We start from the raw sequence: 17,593 nt of genomic DNA, 5'->3' as shown, positions 1-17,593 counted from the left end.
CTTAGCTTAGCGTTAGTGTTTACATCAAAATTTGAGAAAATATCAAAGGAAGATAATGAGTAAATCAGTATATGTGGCAGGTAGCTTTAAGAACTTAGAAAAAATGCAGGCTGTACGCGAAACATTAATCGAAGCGGGGGTTAAAACAAGTATTTCAGAGCCTTTACAACAAAATGGTATCGACGGCTGCTTGCAACGAATTCGAGAGGCAGATATTACATACATTCTAAATTTCGGCGGATACGTTGGTAAAAGTGTTGCAATGGACATCGGTTACGCGCTTGGGCTGGGTAAACCAGTGTATGCGCTTGAACCTATCGCAGACCCTGACATTACACATTTATTGAAAAGGGTAGCAACCTCAGATGAACTCATTGCTGAGCTGGGTGGAATTAGTAAAAACTAACAAACGCTTCAAGACGGATTCGCAACGCTCGGCGGTTTTGGTTCAATTGACTAGTGTGTTTACGGTGGTTATTTTGGGTTTGGTGGTAGCGTTGCTCACCACTTAACGCGGCGTTAGCTGTACAAAATTAGCAGAGTGTATATGAGAAAGTTAGATTGGCCTCTTTACTGGCTTTATCAAAAAACAAATAATTCACCTATTGTTTCATTCAAAGTTTTGTTTGCATCATTTGCTGTTCTCATAACTGTAAGCATATTTGCAGGTGAGGCTATAAAGCAATGGTGGCTTTCTGTACCCGTAGGTCTATTAGGCGCTTCGGTTCCATTGCTAATCGGGTTCATAATTATCAAATTAAAATTCAACTGGACTCTAAATCGTATACCGAAAGCAGAGCTTGCTTATTTTATGCAGTATGGTTGTAGTCAAAAGCTGGAAAAAGGTTTTCGTTGGTTTATTTCAACTTATATATCTTTACTGCTGTATTTGTGGCTTTTAGCATCAATTCTTATGATTTTATCTATACCCGTAATGGTGTTTTTGTCTGTAAAGCACAGCTAACAAGGCGCTTAAGTCGGACTGCAAACCTGTGGCGGTTTTTGTTCAAATTGGCTAGTGTGTTTACGGTGGTTATTTTGAGTTTAGTGGAGTTTGCAGCCACTTAGCTTATCGTTAGCCCACTATCGCAAACTTTGGAGTAAGTTCACAAACTAGAATAGTTGATGATTATTCGTGGTAGTGCATATAGATATAATCTTCGGACAAAATAAAGATAGGACGAACGTTATGTCTAAAGGCGTTAAAGTTGGCGATATAGGTACTGACCATGATGGTTTTCCACCTACTCCTGTTACGGCAGGCTCTCCTGATGTGAAATTTGATGGCCTGCCCGCTGCACGGGTTGGAGATCCGTTAGCTCCACACGATAAACCCAAACATCCACCCCATGGACGTACCATTGCGTCTGGTTCATCAACTGTCAAAATAAATGGTAAACCAGCAGCCATTACTGGTGGCGCAATTAGTTGCGGAGGGGTTACGATTGGTAGTGGTACTGTGAACATCGGTGATGTATATCAGCCTGCGAAAATCTCCGCGTTATCATCTTCATCGTTCTCAACAGAATCTCAAGTTGCTATTCAAACTAAAGCTAAAAACGCGCATTCTTCAGCGAGTGTAAGCGAAGCTGTTGCTTTGAAAACCGCTCAAATTTCACAAGGTTCAGGTTATTGGCCACCATATGATTTTACTAAAAGTGAACAACTTGATGTTGAGTATACCCAAAAGGTTGTTGACCTAGCGATTATGTCGCTAGAGGAAGCTGAAGAGTTTGCCAATAACTTATGGTTGGAATACAACGGCAAAGATACGTTAGATAACTCCAAAAAAATCTGGGATGGTGCAGCAAATGCTAAGGGAGCTTATCAACTCGCGAAAGGATTAGGTGGCATGGGGGTTGTGGCTTATGTAAAACCTGCCAATGGTCAAGACTATGTAATAATCAAAGGTTACAAGAAACACCTAAAGACTCTCGTTAAAGGTAATCGTTGGCGTGCAAACAATCCTCAGGTTGTTCAGCTTGGTTTGGGCACAAAAAATATGGCACGCAACATGTTGAAAGTTGGGTTGGTTGTCGATATCACCTTCGCTATTGCAATAAATGCCGTTGATGTTTATGTGCACGATGAAAAGACAATGGAAAATTTAGTGGGTAGATCGGGTGCTGATATTGTTAAAGGTGTTGTTGCTACGGGGGCAGGAACTCTAGCCGCAATTATAGTCGCAACTGCTGGCACTCCCTTGTTAGTTAGTGGGTTAATTTTTGCTGGTATGTCCGTCGGAGTGGGTATTGCTCTAGATTGGGCTGATAATGAATTTGGGGTGTCTGATTCGTTAGTTGATTTGTTGAAAAAGGGTATGTAATGAAAAAAATACAAATCTCAGGGATTGTTTTTTTTGCGCTTTTTCTTGTCGGTTATTTGGCAATTGGAGCGCCAGAAGAATTGGCGCTTCCCTTTCTGCCATTAGAGCTAAGAGTCAGGTTGCTTGGATATACATCCTACATCGCATTAGCAATTCTTCCTCCTTTACTCCTAGGAAGCATTGGTATAATGACGCATCAGTTATGTCATCCACAAAGAGAAGTGACCTCTTATAGTAAGGTCTGGCTCAAAGTTGCTTATATTTCACTAACTATAGGTTTACTTGCACTAGTTTCAAGAGGTTATCTCGGCTACCAAGTAAATAAAGCTGGTTATGTAAAGTGCATCAATGAGTCACGAACTTCTTCTAAAAATAGCTGGAGGGTTTACGCAAAAGATTTAAGTTTGTGCAAGTCTTCATCTGGTATAGCTGGCGGTTAAAAACTGGGCTAACAAAGCATTTAAGAGTGACTCACAACGCTCGGCGATCTCAGTTTAAAGTTGGTTTTAGTGTTTAAGGTGCTGTGGGTTGGGTAGGTGCTTAGCGTTGTTCGCACCTTAATTCGGCGTTAGCTGGAAAATTAAAAGAGCAGTTTTATTCTGGTTTTTGTTGTTCGAGCTTTACACTTAAACGTTCACGTTTTTCAAGTATCTCGCCAGTGGCACTTTCATTTAATCGGTTGAATCAACCCAAGCCGTTTACTTTTAATAGTGTGTTCGTCGAGTTCTTTGGTGTGGCTTCTTTGACGTTGAAAGCGGTTCGTGACTAACAAAGTTATTCGCTTGCTATTGTTGGCTTCATCGTAATTGTTTCTGGTCAGTTATGTTTCGTGGGCTAGGTTTCAGTTTTATAGCTGCCCCTTTTACATTGTGACTGTATAATCATAATGTATTTTAAATTATGCATTTGGGTGCAAGCATCAACTTCAACGCAACCAGCTAACAAGGCGCTTAAGTCGGACTGCAAACCTGTGGTGGTTTTGGTTCAATTGGCTAGTGTGTTTACGGTGTTTTTTTAGAGTGGAGAGGTGGTTTGCAGCCACTTAGCTTAGCGTTAGTGCCAAGGCTAATGTACTAGGAGAGTCATGTCTAAATTAAAAGAGTTATGTAAAGAGTTAGAAAACCGATTTTCAACTAAGTTCTTTGTATATTTGCCAAAAGGATACAATGAAAGGGATGAGAAATGGCCGCTAATTATTTCGCTGCATGGCAGTGGGGAACGAGGCACCGATCTAGAATTGTTGAAGAAAGAAGGGATGCCAAAGCTGATCGAGGAGGGTGTTGAGTTTCCTTTCGTAATGGTCTTTCCTCAATGTGAAAAATTTTCAGCTTGGGAGCCTGATAGAATTAAATTGTTGGTTGATGAGATTGTAGACACCTACCATGTAGACCAATCTAGGCTATACCTTACCGGTTATAGTCTTGGAGGATACGGAACTTGGACTACCGCAATTAAGTACCCCGATCTGTTTGCTGCAATAGCCCCAATTTGCGGCTTTGCGATGTTAGGTGACGTTGCTAGACTCTCAAAAATTCCGGTCTGGACCTTTCACGGTGAAAATGACGAAGTAATGCCGTATAAGTTCACAGAGGAAATAGCTAATATCATTAACAAAAATGGCGGTAATGCCAAGTTTACTCTTTATAGCGATACTGGCCATAATTGCTGGGATGAAGCGTATAAAAGTGAAGATCTGTATAATTGGTTTACCTCGTATAAAAAGCACTAACAAGCCAATTCACCCGATTCCACAACCGCCGCGCGATTTTTGCGGGGTAAAAATACGCGCCTCGGTTGTTCCACGGGTGATTGGGGCGTTAGCTGGAAAATTAAAAGAACCGTTTTGTTCCGGTTATGTGGTTCGAGTTTTACACCTGAAATTTCGCGTATTTCAACTATCTCGCCAGTGGCACTTTCAATGCACTGATTTATTTTACCCAAGCGGTTTACTTTTAGTGGTGCGTTTGTCGAGTTCTTTGGTGTGGCTTCTTTGAAGTTGAAAGAGTTTCGTGACTAATAAAGTTCTTCGCTTGTTAGGATTGGCTTCATCGTAATTTTTCTTGGTCGGTTATGTTTCGTGGGCTAGGTTTCAGTTTTATAGCTGTTCCTTTTACATTGTGTTCGTATAGTCATAATGTATTTCAAATTAGGCATTTGGGTGCAATCATCAAGCTTCAGCGCAGCCAGCTAACAAGAGACTATTGCGTCAATAGTTAATTTCTGGCGCTATTGTTATCCCACATTACACCGTCTCTGAGCATCGAATTTAAGATCACAACCATCTTTCTCATACCGGCAACTATCGCCACTTTTTTGGGTTTTCCTACCGCAAGTAATCGTTCATAAGTCATCTTAAACACAGGGTTACATTGTATAGCTGACATCATGGCCATATAGAGAACTGTCCTTACCTGTGTTCGACCTCCTTGGATAATTCGTTTGCCTTTGTACCGACCACTTTCCTTGGTAATGGGAGCAACGCCTATAAGAGAAGCAGCTTGTTTGTTGGTGATATAACCAAGTTCAGGGACATTGCTGATGAGCGAAACTGCAACGATTTTCCGTACGCCAGGCATACTTTGTAAAAAGGTATTTTTATCTCGGTATTCGGGGCACGTATCGATGAGTTTTGCGATTTTGATTTCAGTTCTTTCAATCTGATTTTTGAGAGCAGTAAGGATAGGTTTTATTGATGAGGCGATAGTCTTTGGTAAGACTTGCAACCGGTTCTTTTCCATAGTTTGCATAGAGATTAGTTGGTTACGTCGAGTAACTAAGTCACTCATTAAACGTATGTTTTCACTCTTTAACTGTGTAAGTTTTGGCTCAATCGCTTTGGCATAATGTGCGATAAGAGCAGCATCTAATCTGTCGTTTTTGGCTCTTTTCCCTATCGCTCCAGCAAAGCGTTTAATGTGAAGTGGATTGGCAATAACATAAGGTAATTTCGCTGTATCGCAGGCAAGGATGAATGGCATCTCTAGGCGGCCAGTGGCTTCGATAACAACGCGTTTAGGGCAGTGTTTCTTAATGACTTTAATCGCTTCTTTGATCCCCTTGTCAGTGTTCAGTACGTTGAAGTAAATATCGAGAGGGCGGATGTAAATGTCTAATTGTAACTTACCAGTATCAACGCCGACATTAATGTTTTGAAGTGTGTTTGTATTCATAATAAGCTAACTCATGCTTGCAAATGCGGGCTCGAGACCCAGAAGACTATTCGAGTGTGGTGCTTGGAGTTCTATCTGGCGTTCGTACTTGTTACCGGTCTCTCGATAGAGGAGCCAACATTTAATCGAACTACCAGATATAGAACTTTAGTTGCAGCTAAAGTCTGGGGCTCACCTTACCCGATTGGATTACTTATTATCCATACAAGCATTTAAGAGGGATTCACAACGCTTGGCCGTTTTGGTTTAAATCCGCTTTTGTGTTTACGGCACAATGGATTAGGTTAGGTGGTGGCGTTGTTCACCCCTTAAGCTTTAGAATTATGGAATTATGGAATTATGGAATTATGGCCATCAATTTTGCTAACAATATGAAAAAGCCAGTCCCCCAAAAACTCCAATAGCCTAAAGAATTGATCCACATAAAAATTTTAAACTTAACAGAGTTTGTTTTCACTCGACCTTTTATAAATGGATAAGATAGACAGTAACTGGTAAATCTACTTGATATCGAATATGGCATATTATGATTTAATCGCATATTCCCATTATTGTCATAATATTTATCTAGATCTTTTGCTAATTGCTTATCGATAAAAATAATATGTTTTAAGCTACCTAAAGATATGACGGAAAGAATTATTGCTCCAGGGATGGCCCAAGCAATTAGATAACAACCAGCTATAAGAGCAGGAATTATCACTGTTAAATCAAATATTGAATGTTTCATCTATTCAATCGCCAATTCATATAATGAATAAATTCCATCGGAAAACTCTTTTCCAAGAGTTGAACCTAATATTCCCCCCGCAGAGCCCTCTGCTACAAACGCACCTATAGACGCAACTGCAATTACAGGGGCTGACGCTGTTCCAAGTAGAAGTAAGACACCTCCAACTGCCCAAGTCGCCATTTTCCCACTCACGACGCATATGGCATGATGAGCAAGTGCAAGTAATGGGGTCTTTCCAAAAAGGGCAGCGGTAGGGTGTTGTCTTGTCATAAGTTTCGTATATGGGCATGTCTTTTCTCAGACGTTTTAAAATACTCGTATCTTAATTCCAAATGTGCACAGGTAAAAATTTGCCCAGAAGATACGCTTCAGTATGAATTTAGACTGATTTCATGAGGTTTTAATTAGCTCTCGTATTACAAGAAGTGAAGATGTGTTAACGCTTGGCGGTTTAGGTTTAACTTAGGTTTAGTGAATGATGCAGAACGTATAAGTTACCCTTACTGTGTTCAGAGCCAATACACTAATCGTCATGTTTTCTATCGAAAATTCTTTATATCTTAGAGGGCAATTTGTTGCTCGTGAGCATGTTTTTGCCCTCCGTTTTTTCGCGTTATCATGCAGTTGCAGCGAATAGCAAGTGAAGGTATCCCTAAGATGGTTCGAGATATGAGTTCGTATAATATGCGTTGGATAGAGGGAGATACTTTACCCGAATCTCCTAAACGTAAACTTTCTCCCAAAGAGAGATACTTAAAGCAGCTACAAGAGAATCATCGACAATCTGAAGAAGCGTGGGCTTATGTTCAAGCAAACGAAGAGCGTTATGCCTTACAAAGAGCAGATGTTATGGCTCGCCGGAATGCTTCACAAATGCTTGATGACTCTCTTCAAGATACGCTTAGATCAGAATGTTCGCTAGAAGAGGAAATGGCGAAGAATCATCAACATGTGCTTATTGCTGACTTAGAAGATGCTCACAAAATTTTGCACAATATATGGTTGGAGTCTGGTCGTGATGTTGTTGCCATTGCCACAAGCATCAATACTTCTAAATCATGGTTTAACCATACAGAACCGATGTTTAATGCCCATTCTATCGCTAAGCAATTTGGTGATATGGGTATTAAAGCAGATTTAGTTGAGAGTAAAGGAAAAACCTTTGTGGCATTTGCTGGTACGGATAAAAACGGCAGAACCCTGAAACATGCTTTTATTAACGGTACTCGTATCAATATGAACGGCAAAAAGTACCCACTGAACTCTTTCAAATCTATGCAAGCAGGATTCAGTCCCAAATCAAAAGCGTCCAACTTTAAAGGTGCAGCCGCATTAACGTTTGTGGTGTCTGCAAGCTTAGCGACATCGGATCTTGTGTTTAAGGATGACTATCACTTGGTTAATTGGTTTGGAAATGTGGGCTCCGACATGTTTAAAGCGTTAGTACAATTTGGGGCTGGAGAGGCTGCGTTGTGGATCGCGGCTTCCTATAGTGCTCCTATTCTTATTGGTGCAATAGCATGTGTTGCCGTCTACACTCTAATCGAGATGACTTGGAGCGATCTTAAGATTTCCGATCATTTAGTGGAGACCTTAGAAAATGTCATCTCAAATTAAAGTTCGCCTAGCGGGATTTGCTCTAATTGCTTTGATGCTAACCTGTTGGGTCTATCCTTCCTACGGGATATTTTGCGATTATTTAGATTTATTGAACAATGAGGTAGTGGTAAGGGTATCTGTTTTAACTCTTTGGGTTCCTTTTGGGTGTCTAGGTGCAGTGCTTTGCTTACTTTGGATGTCGCCAAAAGCTCTCTATTATGGAAAAGGAATTGGAAAAGTTTATTCACCTAAAGCAATGCAATTAGCTAACAAGGTTTGTCTTTACTTTGCATTGATAGGGATAGCTTTTGCGGCAGGTTGGACGTATCACTCTATCGATTTATTAGAACGATATGGATATGTCTACAGCAGAGATTTAACAAAGATAACGCCAACGGGTGCGTATTCCGGTGATTCCGGACACCGGCTCCGGTTTAACCGGACGCCTCATATCCCTAACTTTTCTCTAACCCTATTTTTACTCTACCTGTCCGGATTGCGCCAGTTTTCTCATTGATTCTCCTCCGAGTTCTATTCGGTGACTGTTGTGGATTAACCTATCCAATAAGGCGTCAGCAACCGTGGCATTGCCTATCATGTTGTACCATTCTTTAACCGGAAGCTGGCTTATCATAATGGTGCTGCTGGTTTGATAACGATCCTCCAGAAGCTCCAGCAAGTGACCCGCATGATCCGGACTCAACTTTTCCATTCCCCAGTCATCCAAGATCAGAAGTTGTTTTCTCGACAGAGCCAGAAGTTGCTTTTGGTAAGTCCCGTCAAGGCGACCTGAACTCAGGTCATCAAGTAAACGGCTGAGCCTGTGATAACGGACACTGTAGAGCTGGTCGCAAGCTTGAGCTGCAAGCGCACAGGCAACGTAGGTTTTTCCTGCTCCCGTCGGTCCGGTGATCAGAACGTTTTGTTTTTTGTGCAAGTAGCTCCCGGTTAATAGCTCACTCATTTGAGTACGCTTAAGTCCTCGTCCTTCTTTGTAGATAATCTGACTTGGCAGAGCATCGACCCGGAGTTTAGCTTGCCACTTCAGGCGTTGGATTTTGGCCTGATTTCGTCCCAACACTTCGCTTTCAAGCAGCAGGCTTAACCGCTCTTCGAAGCTCAGCTCTGCATAGGTCGATAACTGCTCTTGTTGTTGCTCCAGAGCCGAGGCGGCATGGCTCAGACGCAGTGATTTGAGTTGTTCGCTTATTGTGTTCATCATTCTCTCCTAGTGATAACTGTTGGGTCCGCGCACATTGCTGTGTTGGATGTCAGGGGTGGATTCCGGAGTCGAAGACAACAGGCCTTCCCGGTGATTTTCAAGCAAGTTTCTGATGAACCTGAGATAGGGTTTGTTCACCATCAGAGCATCTTTACATGCCTGCTCTAAGCGAGCGTCACCGTATTTTTTCGTCAGGTTGAGAAGCCCAAGGCAACTGCGATTGGCTTGCGCAGGATGCGCTTTCGACATGAGTAATCGGTTGACCACTTCTTGTGTCGCTGCGCCGATCCGGCCTCCCCAGTTAAGTAACCGCTCTGGTGACCATTTTTGATATTGATGATTGCTGGGCATATGCTCCGGATAAGTACTGATCCCATGCTCTTTTTTACTGGCTGGGTGCTGAGAGATCAGATTACCCTGATGGTATATCTGTATCAGCCTGGAAGTGGCTTCAAGCTCAACGTATTGGCCCACTAACTGATGGGGAACAGAGTAATAATGCCTTTTGTATTCGATGTGATAATCCGGCCCCACTTTGGCGCGTTTGATTTCTGTGTAGAGATAACGTTGTACGGGGAGAGGTTTTAGTGCCGGCTTATCCAGAGTATCGAACAGCTCCTTTCGGCTGGCTCCCAGTTGTTTCATCTGTCTTTGGTTCAGTGAGTCCATTAACTCCCGGATAGAGAGGTTTAGCTCTTTGAAGGTATGGAAGGTTCGGTGACGAAGCCGCATCATGATCCAACGCTCAACGATAAGGACGGCATTCTCAGCCTTGGCTTTATCTTTGGGTTTATAAGGGCGTGCTGGCATAACGGCCGTGCGGTAATGGTACGCCAACTTGCGGTAACTATCGTTGAGCTTGGGTTCGTAGCGGTCCGTTTTGGTCACCGCGGATTTTAGGTTATCAGGTACAAGCAACGCCGGAACGCCGCCGAAGTGTTCAAAGGCATTGGCATGAGCTTCCAGCCAGTGCTCAAGTCGCTGGCTTTCACAGGCTTCAACATAGGTGTAGTTGGACGCACCTAACGTCGCCACGAAGATCTGAGCGTTGCGGATTTCTCCGGTTTCAGGGTTTACCACCGGGATGGTTGGTCCACAGTAGTCGATGAACAGTTTGTCACCGGCCAGGTGGCTCTGACGCATACTGCGTTTCTGCTTCTTTAACCAACGAGTGTAATGCTCGCAGAACTGGCTGTAACGATAAGCTCTCTCCTGATATTCAGCCAGATACTCTTCCCACAGCAGATGTTTGCTCATGCCCTTACGTTTCAGTTCGACAAAGCACTGGGCGAAGTCCGGCATCACCTTTGTGTCGCTGATTGTTTTGTCACGATAGAGAGTCTGAGCCAGTTCAGTATCAGAGCAGCTTTCAGGGAGAGGCCAACTCATTGCGCTTTGCTCAAAACGGGTCAGTATTTCTGAGATGGTTGAACGACTTACTTTCGTGCAGGAAGCGATCTTTCTGGTCGACAGATGGCACTCATATTTAAGGCGTAATACCTCTTTGATGTTTGTCATAGATGTTCTCTTTTTCGGCATTATCACTTCCTTGCTACGTTAATATGCATAACAAGAATAGTGAGTGATTGATTTAAAAGAGAAAAGAGGGATATTCCGGAGTAACCGGACAGGGTTTCCGCTTAACCGGACAGTGATTCCGGAGTTAGTGGAAAAATGGCTGGTTTATGCCGGAAATAGTGTCCGGATTAAAACGGAATGGGTGTCCGGGGAATCCCGGAAACGGTGGCTGGATTGCTCCGGAATACGCAAACGGGTATTCATTTAATGTATGTGCGAGCAAATTAAAACGTACAACGTAGAGGCACCAACATCACGAACAGTTTAATTCGGGTTCACAATGGCTGGTGGATTAGCTTTAGTGATTACGGCGCAACGTTTAAGTGTGTTGGTGGCAGTGAAAACAAGTTATTAGAGAGTTGTTATCAACTCATTATTATCAGGGTTCAGTAAAGTTCTGTATCTAGGGAAGCAGGGGTTCTATATACTTCCTTATTTCAAAGGAAAGTAAAAATGGAAATGATCATTGTCTCTTCTGAACAACAGAAGCGTCTCATCATGCTCTTTAGTCGTACCATCTCAAAAATGCCAGACAAAGCTCTTCTAAATGATTTGGGTTCGTACCAAGTTAACTCTACAGTTTATCCAGCTTTCAAAGCTGCCTCGGATCTTCGAGTCGAGCGTATCAAACTGCCATTTGGGGATGATAAAAGAGCGTCGCTTGAAGGGGGAGATTTCCTTTATCGGTATTTGTCTCGAGGCTATATTTGCCTTGGTGATTTCAAGGGACAACCTAAACCAGACTTAACACAATGGGGTGTTCGCTCAGTTCGTAAACTACCTAAAATTGGATTCGGTTTATAAAATTGGCTGCTAATAGTTAGCTGCAAAGTTTAAGTGTGGTTTTCGTGTTTACGATGCAAAGATCTGAAAGGTTTTGTTGAGGGACAGTGCTACTTACTCTTTAATGTAGCGTTTTACAAATTTAACTTACGTGCAGAGCCCCGAACTAAGGCAATAGTAGGCACCTGATTATAAAAAAACCGTCAGAAGACGGTTTTTGAACGTAATTATAAAGAGCTTAAGCACAGCACTTTTTGTACTTTTTGCCGCTTCCGCAAATGCATGGTTCATTGCGGTTTGGTGTTTTGTCAAAGGTAACCGTTTTAGGTTTATTCAATAGCGTATCTAATTCAACCGTGTTCTCCGGTTGCTCCGAGTCCACGACAATATGAGCCACAATAGAGTGCTCAGACAGCAATGTTTCGATCTCTGCTTTACGAGCTAGTGTTGGGACGACAACATTGATTGGAGACTCCTCAGTGCCTGCTTTTACATCACGCTTTACGTTGTAGCCTGAAATAACGTGGTTTTGTCTAGCATCGATTCGACCTTTGAAAAATAGTTTGGACATTTGCAACTCACTGATAGGTTGGTGTGGCGTAATTGGGTCGCGATTATACGGAACTATTACATTTGATAAAGAAGTTCCTACCATATGTATTGGATTACGCTATCATGCGCAATTGACCAAATTGTAGTGATTCATGATTATACCAACAAAAAATCCTTCTTCTTCAGATGTATCTTGCTCAAATTGCAAGGCATGTTGTTGTCGTCTCGAAGTTATGATTATTTCAGATACTGGCGTGCCAGAAGAATTTATCCAACGTGACCAGTATGGGGGGGAGACAATGATGCGACTACATGACGGTTGGTGTTCTGCTTTAGACCGAGATACGTTAATGTGCTCAATTTATGAAAATCGTCCTTGGATATGTCGAGAATTCGAAATGGGCTCTGACGAATGCTTGGATGAGCGAGTTAAATCCCTATAAAACATTGATTTAATTAAACAAGTTTGTTGCTGGGTTGCTTCCTCGTTACTGAGGAGGTTTCAGAGAATGAACCGTGCAAACTAATTTAAAGTAGACTGCTTTCCAACACTTAGAATTTTTAGATTACGGTTGAATGTTGTATTTACGGCGTAAGGGGGTAGCGTATGTAGCTACGTAGCCCGATATTCTATTAGTCAAAAATAGGAGCAGAGTGTGAAATCTAAGCATATTGGTGAACTAGTCTTGAGTGAACAACAAATTCGAGATGGTGTTGAAATAGTCGCTGAAAAACTTAACAGGCAGTTCTCTGAAGCGGTTGTTATTACAATTGTTCCAGGTGGTATTTTGTTTACTGCTGATTTGGTTCGTAAATTAAAGTTCGATATCAAAATGGACTATATTTCTTGCCCACATACTCCCGGAGACAGCAATAATCAATCTACGATTGTATTCCATGAGAATATCCCACTCCTCGGCAAAGACGTCATTATGGTAGACGATGCAATAGAGTCTGGTGGCACAATGAAAAGGTTAGTTTCTTATATCCAAAACAACTATGAAGTGAGATCACTTTCAGTTGCTACGTTGTTTGTTAAGCCAGGTCGTGTCGATATACCAGTGACACAATACTACGCCTATGAAATGACAAATGACGATTTACTTGTTGGGTATGGTTTACCTTGGCAAAACAAATTAAGGAATATTCCTTACATATCGAAAATAGTGAAATAGTCTTCCTATAGAATAACTAGATAGTTAGTTCGGATCCTTAACGTTCTGTAGTTATGGCTCGCGTCAAATGCGCGCTGAACTTATCGCATAAAAGGAACAAATATGGTTGTGCTCAGACAAATGCAGCAAGAAGAGTTTCCGGCTTATTGCCAGTATTTTATCGATGATTATAGTCAGGAAATAGCTGCGAATTATGGTCATTCTATAGTTCTAGCAACAGAGTTGGCTGAAAAGGAACTGCATCGTTGCTTTCCTGATGGTCTCAAAGGTAGTGAGCATTCATTGTTATGTATTGATGCTGAGGTTAATGGACAGTTGAATCTTGTTGGTTATTTGTGGCATTCAATTAATGCTACAGAACAGTCTACCTTTATATATGACTTTTTTGTTTCCTCTGAATACCGTGGCTTGGGCTATGGAACTGAAGCTATCTCAGTTTTGGAAAAACAGTTACGAGAAGTCGGCGTTAATCAAATAAAGCTAAGAGTGGCCTATCAAAATGATCGAGCCCTCCAACTGTATAAAGAAATCGGCTTTGTTATTACTGGCTTCAATATGGCAAAGAACATCGCTACGTTGTAACTGCTACATCTTTTGAATCAGTTTGCTTATCATTTTTCGCAGTTTTGGTTCGACAAACTGAGTCAGTTTTTACCCTTTAATGTGATTTTTTAAAAGGAGTATTAAATGAGTTCTGTTGAGATTAAAAACGTCGTTTTCGACATCGGCAATGTTGTCGTTCGTTGGTCTCCTTTGGAGATTATCAGGCTCACATTTGGAGACAACAACGCTGTTGAAGAGAAAGCGAAATCAATATTTCAGTCTGAAACTTGGCTTCGTTTGAATAAAGGTCAAATAACAGAAAATGATGCGAAAGCTCAATATAAGGAAGCTCTAGGGTTAACTGAGTTAGAGTGTGAGCGCCTGTTTTATTACGTGAAACAAACTCAAATACTCATCCATGGCTCTGTTGACCTAATTAAACGCTGTAAGTCTGCGGGCTTAAATGTTCTAGCGTTAACCGATAATGTTCACGAAATTGTCTCCCACTTAAAAAACACCTACACATTCTGGGATTTGTTCGACGGTGCAATAGTTTCAGCAGATGTAGGATTATTGAAACCTCAGCCAGAAATCTACCAGACTCTGCTTTCTCAATATGAACTAAAAGCGTCGCAAACAGTGTTCATAGATGATATGCCTTATAACGTGAAAGGAGCAGAATCAGTTGGTATAGCAGCAATCCAGTTTGAAAATGTTTCCCAGTGTGAACAAGCTTTAAGATCATTAGGTGTACAGATTTAATGGTATAACAACGTTTGCTACGAGTTTACGGTGGTCAATTTCCGTTTTGTTATTTTTAGGCTTTTCCTTGGCTGGGCAACTTCGTTACTTCTGTTGTGCTTACATATTTAAGTACTGTTGATTTATACAGTTTCATGCTCTACTGTTTGTAGCGTTAAGTCTTTAAACCGCAAACAGGAGAATATGATAATGATTAAAGGAAGCTGCTGCTGTGGAACCGTTCAGTTTGAGCTGAGTGAAAAACCAAGCATGATGGGCACTTGCCATTGTTCCCGATGTCGTAAAGTTGGAGCCAGTACATTAGTTTTTGTAAATTCTAATTCTTTCAAAATCACTAATGGTAGGGATAAGATCGCGACCTACAAGGCTGTTGAACCATATAAATACAATAGATGTTTTTGTTCTGTTTGTGGGACGTCACTTGGTGAAGTGCTATCTGACGGTAAGTCATTTCCAGTTTCAGCGAACTGTTTCGATGGTGAACTGGATATCGAAAATCAGTTTCATGAATTTACGTCTGAAAAGCCCAAATGGTTAAAAATTGGCGATGATGCGAAACAGTTCTGTGAGCATCCAGAATTCTAGGCTCTTTAGTTCAAAAACTTTGCGCTATACAAGGATTCAACGCTTGGTGTTTAGCGTTGAATTAAATACATTTTGCATAAGCAGCGTCATGCCTGAACTTGACTAAAAATAAGGAATTTCATGTGTTTATCAATGAGGCATCTAAACAAACGGGAGCGACTCAAAGAGCAATAAGATTATATGAATCTCTCGGGTTGTTGAGGGTTTCAAGATCAGGAAAGTATAGGGTTTATACTCAAGAAAATATCAATCTCATAAAGATAATTAAAGAGGCTCAAAGTCTTGGCATATCGCTTGCCGAATTGGCTAAATTGAAAGGCAAGCAAGATGATTTTGACTGGAAATTGGTGAGTGATTTTCTGATTCAAAAACAACAAGTGGTAGAACAGAATGTAAAAGAGTTAGAGCTTCAAATTCAACGTATTAAAAGTTATCGAATTTCGATTGATAAGTGTGTTCAAGAGCTTGACTCTGACCTATAGGTAAGAGTTTAAACTGCATTTTTCTATCTATATCGGATGTGCAAGTTTATGAAAAAAATATTGGTTATCAATGCCAACCCCAAGTCTACTAGCTTATGCAAATCGTTGGCAGAACGATATATCTCTGTTGCGAAAGAACACCACACCGTTGAACAAATTAATATCGGTGATTTGAATTTTGAAATAAGTTTAGACGAGGGATATGACAGAGTTACTGCCTTGGAACCCGATCTATTGGAATTTCAGCAGAAGATCCAGTGGTCAGAACATGTTGTTATCATCAGCCCCGTATGGTGGGGAACGATCCCTGCAAAATTTAAAGGTGTAATTGATAGAACCTTTTTACCGGGTTTCTCATTCAAATATGTAGAAGGAAAATCATATCCGGAAAAGTTGCTGAAAGGACGTACTTCAGAACTCATTATTACACTCGATAGTCCACCTCTTTGGTATAAGTACGTAAAAGGGAATGCAATATATAAACAGCTAAAGCACTCTATTTTGGACTTCTCTGGTATTAAAAATATATCTGCAACTTACTTTGGACCCGTTATCCATTCTAAGAGCGATCATAGGAAAGATTGGCTGAATAAAGTTGCCAAGTTAGCGCGCAATATAAATTGAATGTTGTACTAGGTTAGTTTCTTTTTAATCGGGAATGTTTAGCCAGCCATAAAGTGAATGAAATCGCTCCAATAAACGTTTCGGTAAAACGAGGGTTCCTTATTTAGAGTTTGGCTAATACCATGGTGTTTGTGAATAACATTGTTCTTGAATGGTGCGTGTCTGATTATCAGTATGGCACTAACAGTAATTGGTTTGGCTAAGGAGTGTGCATGCTTAACAAGGAAAATACTGGGCTTATTATCGTAGATGTTCAGGGTAAACTGTCCAGATTAGTGTCCAACAGTGATGCTGTAGTATCAAACTGCGCAAAATTAATTAAAGGAGCTCAAGCTCTTCGTTTGCCGATCGTTTGGTTAGAACAAAACCCAAACAAACTGGGTCAGACAGTTGAAGAATTGCAAACTCTACTGAATGATCACAACTCCATAGCTAAATTTACTTTTGATGCCTGTCGAGAGCCCAATTTTGTAGAAGCTATTAAAACATCCGGTAAAACCTCGTGGTTGATTTGTGGAATTGAGGCGCATATATGCGTCTATCAAACGGCTATCCATCTCAAAAAAATGGGTTTTGAAGTGAGTTTAGTCTCTGATTGTGTTTCTTCTCGTGACCAATCGAACAAAGATCTTGCGATACAAAAATTAGCTGGTTCAGGTGTCGATATTACTGGCTTAGAAATGTGTCTCTACGAGTTAGTTGAAGATTGCCGCGCACCAGAGTTTAGAGAGATCCTTAACTTAATTAAGTAGATAGTGAATCAATACCATGAGCTTCGAATAAACTAAACGATACTTTATGAGCTTTGATGACTATGTGTAATACTTCTGAGTGGTTGATTACGGAATGTCTGATTTGAAACAGGGATAGGAAATGATGAAAGGTCAAATCATAGAATGGAATGATTCCAAAGGTTACGGTTTTATCTCCGCATTGAATGGTGAGCTCAAAGTTTTTTTTCATATTTCATCAGTTAAAACTTCGCATCAACGCCCGAAGCTAAATGACAAAGTATTTTTTGAAGTCGATGAAGATGATAAAGGACGCTTTAATGCAGCAAACGTAGTGATAGAAGGAGCATACGGTTTTCCTGTCACAGTATTGTTCGGTTTTACCTACTTAGTTGCAGTGTTTGCTTCCGTTTTTCTCTTGGGGGGCGAATGGTATCTAATACCTATTTATATAAGTTTAAGTCTAGTCACTTATCTGATGTACGCTTGGGATAAGAAAGCTGCTCAGGAAGGGGCTTGGCGCACCCCAGAGAAAACACTTCATTTACTCTCATTGGCTGGAGGTTGGCCTGGGGCACTACTGGCTCAATTCCATTTACGCCACAAGTCAAAGAAACAGCCTTTTAAAACGATTTTATGGATGACCGTCTTTTTGAATATCGGCGGTTATGTTTGGCTGTTTACCGAAACAGGAAGAGAAATTCTTAAACAAATATCATCTATATAAC

The 17,593-nt window shown here is 41.1% G+C and carries 20 protein-coding genes and 1 pseudogene; 16 read left to right on the top strand and 5 right to left on the bottom strand.

Annotated features, from left to right (window positions below):
• Positions 1-55 precede the first annotated feature (55 nt).
• The 5 genes and pseudogenes from AAGA51_RS08090 to AAGA51_RS08070 all read left to right on the top strand — a co-directional run bounded on the left by AAGA51_RS08090 (position 56) and on the right by AAGA51_RS08070 (position 4,055).
• Complete coding sequence (locus tag AAGA51_RS08090; protein WP_042487460.1) at positions 56-406, top strand: nucleotide pyrophosphohydrolase; 351 nt, start codon at positions 56-58, stop codon at positions 404-406.
• Between the two features lie 141 nt (positions 407-547).
• Positions 548-964 carry a hypothetical protein gene (locus AAGA51_RS08085; RefSeq protein WP_042487457.1) on the top strand — a complete coding sequence of 139 codons (417 nt, stop codon included), beginning with the start codon at positions 548-550 and terminating at the stop codon, positions 962-964.
• Between the two features lie 225 nt (positions 965-1,189).
• A pseudogene (locus tag AAGA51_RS08080) lies at positions 1,190-1,471 on the top strand (type VI secretion system PAAR protein); the annotation flags it as partial.
• A gap of 854 nt (positions 1,472-2,325) precedes the next feature.
• Entirely contained in the window at positions 2,326-2,766 is a 441-nt protein-coding gene (locus AAGA51_RS08075; RefSeq protein WP_042487452.1) for a hypothetical protein, read from the top strand.
• A 644-nt stretch (positions 2,767-3,410) separates the two neighbouring features.
• Positions 3,411-4,055, top strand: coding sequence for a prolyl oligopeptidase family serine peptidase (locus AAGA51_RS08070; RefSeq protein WP_042487448.1), 645 nt, complete (start codon positions 3,411-3,413; stop codon positions 4,053-4,055).
• Between the two features lie 484 nt (positions 4,056-4,539).
• On the opposite strand, the gene AAGA51_RS08065 is transcribed toward AAGA51_RS08070, so the two are convergent.
• Entirely contained in the window at positions 4,540-5,496 is a 957-nt protein-coding gene (locus AAGA51_RS08065) for an IS110 family transposase (RefSeq protein ID WP_042487444.1), read from the bottom strand.
• Positions 5,497-5,833: 337 nt separating this feature from the next.
• Positions 5,834-6,226, bottom strand: coding sequence for a hypothetical protein (locus tag AAGA51_RS08060; protein ID WP_156102060.1), 393 nt, complete (start codon positions 6,224-6,226; stop codon positions 5,834-5,836).
• 687 nt (positions 6,227-6,913) lie between these two features.
• On the opposite strand from AAGA51_RS08060, the gene AAGA51_RS08055 reads away from it, so the two are divergent.
• Complete coding sequence (locus tag AAGA51_RS08055) at positions 6,914-7,846, top strand: hypothetical protein (protein WP_042487822.1); 933 nt, start codon at positions 6,914-6,916, stop codon at positions 7,844-7,846.
• Positions 7,847-8,306: 460 nt separating this feature from the next.
• On the opposite strand, the gene istB is transcribed toward AAGA51_RS08055, so the two are convergent.
• Complete coding sequence (gene istB / locus AAGA51_RS08050; RefSeq protein ID WP_337165987.1) at positions 8,307-9,047, bottom strand: IS21-like element helper ATPase IstB; 741 nt, start codon at positions 9,045-9,047, stop codon at positions 8,307-8,309.
• 9 nt (positions 9,048-9,056) lie between these two features.
• Positions 9,057-10,589 (bottom strand): IS21 family transposase, encoded by a 1,533-nt coding sequence (gene istA, locus AAGA51_RS08045; protein ID WP_337165989.1) that lies wholly within the window; start codon positions 10,587-10,589, stop codon positions 9,057-9,059.
• Positions 10,590-11,081: 492 nt separating this feature from the next.
• On the opposite strand from istA, the gene AAGA51_RS08040 reads away from it, so the two are divergent.
• A complete protein-coding gene (locus AAGA51_RS08040) occupies positions 11,082-11,432 on the top strand; it encodes a hypothetical protein (protein ID WP_042482225.1) in 351 nt (116 codons plus the stop codon).
• Positions 11,433-11,649: 217 nt separating this feature from the next.
• Here the strand turns inward: AAGA51_RS08040 and AAGA51_RS08035 are convergent, their stop codons facing one another.
• Positions 11,650-11,982: a PBPRA1643 family SWIM/SEC-C metal-binding motif protein gene (locus AAGA51_RS08035; RefSeq protein WP_042482227.1), complete on the bottom strand. Its 333-nt coding sequence runs from the start codon at positions 11,980-11,982 to the stop codon at positions 11,650-11,652.
• Positions 11,983-12,115: 133 nt separating this feature from the next.
• Between AAGA51_RS08035 and AAGA51_RS08030 the strand changes: the two genes are divergently transcribed.
• The 9 genes from AAGA51_RS08030 (at position 12,116) to AAGA51_RS07990 (ending at position 17,592) form a co-directional block, all read left to right on the top strand.
• Positions 12,116-12,406 carry a YkgJ family cysteine cluster protein gene (locus tag AAGA51_RS08030; protein WP_081878671.1) on the top strand — a complete coding sequence of 97 codons (291 nt, stop codon included), beginning with the start codon at positions 12,116-12,118 and terminating at the stop codon, positions 12,404-12,406.
• A gap of 213 nt (positions 12,407-12,619) precedes the next feature.
• Complete coding sequence (locus tag AAGA51_RS08025; protein WP_042482229.1) at positions 12,620-13,138, top strand: phosphoribosyltransferase; 519 nt, start codon at positions 12,620-12,622, stop codon at positions 13,136-13,138.
• 102 nt (positions 13,139-13,240) lie between these two features.
• Entirely contained in the window at positions 13,241-13,720 is a 480-nt protein-coding gene (locus AAGA51_RS08020; RefSeq protein ID WP_042482230.1) for a GNAT family N-acetyltransferase, read from the top strand.
• Between the two features lie 105 nt (positions 13,721-13,825).
• Positions 13,826-14,443 carry an HAD family hydrolase gene (locus tag AAGA51_RS08015; protein ID WP_042482232.1) on the top strand — a complete coding sequence of 206 codons (618 nt, stop codon included), beginning with the start codon at positions 13,826-13,828 and terminating at the stop codon, positions 14,441-14,443.
• A 189-nt stretch (positions 14,444-14,632) separates the two neighbouring features.
• The gene (locus AAGA51_RS08010) at positions 14,633-15,028 is read left to right on the top strand and encodes a GFA family protein (RefSeq protein WP_042482233.1); all 396 of its coding nucleotides are present in this window, start codon (positions 14,633-14,635) and stop codon (positions 15,026-15,028) included.
• A gap of 122 nt (positions 15,029-15,150) precedes the next feature.
• The gene (locus tag AAGA51_RS08005; protein ID WP_042482234.1) at positions 15,151-15,510 is read left to right on the top strand and encodes a MerR family transcriptional regulator; all 360 of its coding nucleotides are present in this window, start codon (positions 15,151-15,153) and stop codon (positions 15,508-15,510) included.
• A gap of 48 nt (positions 15,511-15,558) precedes the next feature.
• Complete coding sequence (locus AAGA51_RS08000; RefSeq protein ID WP_042482759.1) at positions 15,559-16,134, top strand: NAD(P)H-dependent oxidoreductase; 576 nt, start codon at positions 15,559-15,561, stop codon at positions 16,132-16,134.
• 212 nt (positions 16,135-16,346) lie between these two features.
• Complete coding sequence (locus AAGA51_RS07995; protein WP_042482235.1) at positions 16,347-16,886, top strand: hydrolase; 540 nt, start codon at positions 16,347-16,349, stop codon at positions 16,884-16,886.
• Positions 16,887-17,010: 124 nt separating this feature from the next.
• Positions 17,011-17,592, top strand: coding sequence for a DUF1294 domain-containing protein (locus AAGA51_RS07990; protein WP_042482761.1), 582 nt, complete (start codon positions 17,011-17,013; stop codon positions 17,590-17,592).
• Position 17,593: the final 1 nt, after the last annotated feature.

This window comes from Vibrio diazotrophicus, assembly GCF_038452265.1.
GTDB lineage: Bacteria > Pseudomonadota > Gammaproteobacteria > Enterobacterales > Vibrionaceae > Vibrio > Vibrio diazotrophicus.
This window is presented reverse-complemented; position numbering and strand designations above follow the sequence as displayed.

Bases quoted from the DNA above. Each gene is read 5' to 3' on its own strand.
- AAGA51_RS08090 (WP_042487460.1), top strand. From the start codon at position 56: ATGAGTAAATCAGTATATGTGGCAGGTAGCTTTAAGAACTTAGAAAAA.
- AAGA51_RS07995 (WP_042482235.1), top strand. From the start codon at position 16,347: ATGCTTAACAAGGAAAATACTGGGCTTATTATCGTAGATGTTCAGGGT.
- AAGA51_RS08020 (WP_042482230.1), top strand. From the start codon at position 13,241: ATGGTTGTGCTCAGACAAATGCAGCAAGAAGAGTTTCCGGCTTATTGC.
- istB (WP_337165987.1), bottom strand. From the start codon at position 9,047: ATGAACACAATAAGCGAACAACTCAAATCACTGCGTCTGAGCCATGCC.
- AAGA51_RS08030 (WP_081878671.1), top strand. From the start codon at position 12,116: ATGATTATACCAACAAAAAATCCTTCTTCTTCAGATGTATCTTGCTCA.
- AAGA51_RS08075 (WP_042487452.1), top strand. From the start codon at position 2,326: ATGAAAAAAATACAAATCTCAGGGATTGTTTTTTTTGCGCTTTTTCTT.
- AAGA51_RS08010 (WP_042482233.1), top strand. From the start codon at position 14,633: ATGATTAAAGGAAGCTGCTGCTGTGGAACCGTTCAGTTTGAGCTGAGT.
- AAGA51_RS08065 (WP_042487444.1), bottom strand. From the start codon at position 5,496: ATGAATACAAACACACTTCAAAACATTAATGTCGGCGTTGATACTGGT.
- AAGA51_RS08015 (WP_042482232.1), top strand. From the start codon at position 13,826: ATGAGTTCTGTTGAGATTAAAAACGTCGTTTTCGACATCGGCAATGTT.
- istA (WP_337165989.1), bottom strand. From the start codon at position 10,589: ATGCCGAAAAAGAGAACATCTATGACAAACATCAAAGAGGTATTACGC.
- AAGA51_RS08040 (WP_042482225.1), top strand. From the start codon at position 11,082: ATGGAAATGATCATTGTCTCTTCTGAACAACAGAAGCGTCTCATCATG.
- AAGA51_RS08060 (WP_156102060.1), bottom strand. From the start codon at position 6,226: ATGAAACATTCAATATTTGATTTAACAGTGATAATTCCTGCTCTTATA.
- AAGA51_RS08055 (WP_042487822.1), top strand. From the start codon at position 6,914: ATGCGTTGGATAGAGGGAGATACTTTACCCGAATCTCCTAAACGTAAA.
- AAGA51_RS08085 (WP_042487457.1), top strand. From the start codon at position 548: ATGAGAAAGTTAGATTGGCCTCTTTACTGGCTTTATCAAAAAACAAAT.
- AAGA51_RS08070 (WP_042487448.1), top strand. From the start codon at position 3,411: ATGTCTAAATTAAAAGAGTTATGTAAAGAGTTAGAAAACCGATTTTCA.
- AAGA51_RS07990 (WP_042482761.1), top strand. From the start codon at position 17,011: ATGAAAGGTCAAATCATAGAATGGAATGATTCCAAAGGTTACGGTTTT.
- AAGA51_RS08035 (WP_042482227.1), bottom strand. From the start codon at position 11,982: ATGTCCAAACTATTTTTCAAAGGTCGAATCGATGCTAGACAAAACCAC.
- AAGA51_RS08000 (WP_042482759.1), top strand. From the start codon at position 15,559: ATGAAAAAAATATTGGTTATCAATGCCAACCCCAAGTCTACTAGCTTA.